This window comes from Mycobacterium sp. (assembly GCF_035314665.1).
Taxonomy (GTDB): domain Bacteria; phylum Actinomycetota; class Actinomycetes; order Mycobacteriales; family Mycobacteriaceae; genus Mycobacterium.
In genome coordinates, this window is the sequence record NZ_DATFZD010000451.1 from 1 (window position 1) to 2,516 (window position 2,516).

3 protein-coding genes are annotated in these 2,516 nt (G+C 66.8%); 2 read left to right on the forward strand and 1 reads right to left on the reverse strand.

Going from position 1 to position 2,516, the window contains the following annotated elements; genetic code table 11:
• A partial coding sequence (locus VKI00_RS32975) for a carboxymuconolactone decarboxylase family protein (RefSeq protein ID WP_324447495.1) occupies positions 1 to 440 on the forward strand: 440 nt, incomplete at its 5' end.
• Positions 441 to 646: 206 nt separating this feature from the next.
• On the opposite strand, the gene VKI00_RS32980 is transcribed toward VKI00_RS32975, so the two are convergent.
• Positions 647 to 1,561 carry a sigma-70 family RNA polymerase sigma factor gene (locus tag VKI00_RS32980; protein ID WP_324447496.1) on the reverse strand — a complete coding sequence of 305 codons (915 nt, stop codon included), beginning with the start codon at positions 1,559 to 1,561 and terminating at the stop codon, positions 647 to 649.
• Positions 1,562 to 1,588: 27 nt separating this feature from the next.
• Between VKI00_RS32980 and VKI00_RS32985 the strand changes: the two genes are divergently transcribed.
• Positions 1,589 to 2,516, forward strand: a 928-nt coding sequence (locus VKI00_RS32985; RefSeq protein WP_324447497.1) for an aspartate aminotransferase family protein, incomplete at its 3' end; no start/stop codon positions are given.

Here is a 2,516-nt window from a genome sequence, read left to right on the forward strand (position 1 = left end):
CGGCGTCACGCAAGCTGCCCGCCAACGTGCGCGAGCTGGCGGTGTTTTGGACCGCGCGCACCGTCGGCTGCTCGTGGTGCGTCGACTTCGGGGCGATGCTGCAGCGCCTCGACGGACTAGACATTGAGCGCCTCAAAGACATAGAAAACTACGCCACCTCACCGCGTTTCACCGACGATGAGCGTGCCGCCATCACGTATGCCCACGAGATGACCACGGACCCGCACAGCGTCACCGACGACCAAGTAGCCGACTTGCGAGCCCGCTTTGGTGAGAACGGTGTCATCGAGCTGACCTACCAGATCGGGGTTGAGAACATGCGGGCCCGGATGAACACTGCGCTGGGCATCACCGAGCAGGGCTTCAATTCCGGTGACGCGTGCCGGGTTCCCTGGATGACCGAGCCCAGCGAGGCCAGCGAAACCCCTGCGCAGCGCTAGAGTGGCGGCATGCAGGTCTGGGAGCTCGGGCCGGGCCGGCTGATGGTTGCCGGCGCGTTCTCCGACCTTGCCGTGCACCATCACCCCGCGGTTCAGATCACCGTCGGCGGGCGTGGTCCTCTAACGGTTACCAAGGACTGGGCGGCCGGTTCGCCGAAGCCGCGAGCGAAGCAGCGGGCGCGCTGCGAGTCGGCCTCGCCGTGGGTTCAGGATCGCCGAGCCAAGGGAGAGCCGGTGAACTTGTCGGGATTGGCGATATCCCATAGCGCGCAGACCTTTCCGTCCCGCACCGTCATCGCCATGATCCGCGGCCGCATTTCGCGGTACCCGTCGCTGGCCGGGAGGCCGGCCGTGTAGATGCCGAGCTCGCCATTGATCAACCCCAGCTCATACGCGGTATACATCGACGGGCCATAGCGTTGCGCAAGGCCGAGCATGAACCGGACGACCTTGTCCGCGCCGTGGATGACCTGAACTGCCGTGGGCGCCTTGCCATCCGAATCACCGGTGAATGTCACATCGGGATGCAACAGCGCCACCACGGCTTCCAGGTCGCCGTCGGCCATCGCCGCCATCAGCCTGCCGACCACCTCGTTGTGCGACGGATCGGGTTCGGGCGGCGGCTCCGCGGTGACGGCCTTGCGGGCCCGCGACGCCAGCTGCCGGGCGGCGGCCTCGTTGGTTCCGAGCACCTGCGCCACTTCCGCGAACGGCACCGCAAACCCGTCGTGTAATACGAACGCGACCCGCTGGTCGGGCGACAGCCGCTCCAGCACCACCATCGCCGCGAACCGGGCATCCTCGCGCGCCACCACGGCGCACAGCGGATCAGACACTTGGGAAGCCGGGTAGCCGGTCACCACCGGCTCGGGCAGCCAGTTGCCGGTGTAGGTCTCACGACGGTGCGCCGCCGACCGCAACCGATCCAGCCCGAGCCTGCTAACCACCGTCGTCAACCAGGCCCGCAAATCGGTGATCGCTTGGTCTTGACGATCCCAGCGCAGCCACGCGTCCTGGACGATGTCCTCGGCGTCGGCCACCGTGCCGGTCAGCCGGTAGGCGACCGACAGCAGATGCGGCCGCAGCGCCTCGAATTCGCTGACCTGCCCGGTCGAGGTCATGGCCCGAGCGTAACGTTCACCAACACGATGCTCGACAACCTCTGGCTGCACTTCGCCCGGCACGGCCCGGACATCACGCCGCCGATCATCACCCGGGGCGAAGGTGTGACGATCTTCGACGACCGCGGCAAAAGCTACCTCGACGGATTGTCCGGTCTGTTCACAGTGCAGGTCGGCCACGGCCGCACCGAACTCGCCGACGTGGCCGCCCGGCAGGCGAGCACTCTCGCATTCTTCCCACTGTGGGGATACGCCACCCCGACCGCGATCGAGCTCGCCGGACGCCTCGCGCAATACGCTCCCGGCGACCTGAACCGGGTGTTCTTCACCACCGGCGGCACCGAGGCCGTCGAGACCGCGTGGAAGGTGGCCAAGCAGTACTTCAAGCTGACCGGCAAACCCAATAAGCACAAAGTGATTTCGCGGTCGATCGCCTACCACGGCGCCACCCAGGGCGCCCTGGCCATCACCGGGCTGCCGCGCTACAAGGCGCCGTTCGAGCCGGTGACGCCCGGCGGCTTTCGGGTGCCCAACACGAACTTCTATCGCGCGCCCGAACCGTTCCACACCGACGTCAAAGCTTTCGGACAGTGGGCCGCCGACCGGATCGCCGAGGCGATCGAGTTCGAAGGGCCCGACACCGTCGCCGTGGTGTTCCTGGAACCGGTGCAGAACGCCGGCGGCAGCATCCCGCCTCCCCCAGGCTATTTCGAACGAGTGCGGGAGATCTGCGACGAGTACGACGTGCTGCTGGTCTCCGACGAGGTGATCTGCGCGTTCGGCCGGATCGGGTCCATGTTCGCCTGTGACGACTTCGGCTACGTGCCCGACATGATCACCTGCGCCAAGGGGATGACGTCGGGCTACTCGCCGATCGGCGCGATGATCGCCAGCGAGCGGTTGTTCGAGCCGTTCAACGACGGCAACACGATGTTCCCGCACGGCTACACCTTCG

Coding starts and splice junctions, on each gene's coding strand:
- VKI00_RS32980 (WP_324447496.1), bottom strand. CDS start 1,561: ATGACCTCGACCGGGCAGGTCAGCGAATTCGAGGCGCTGCGGCCGCAT.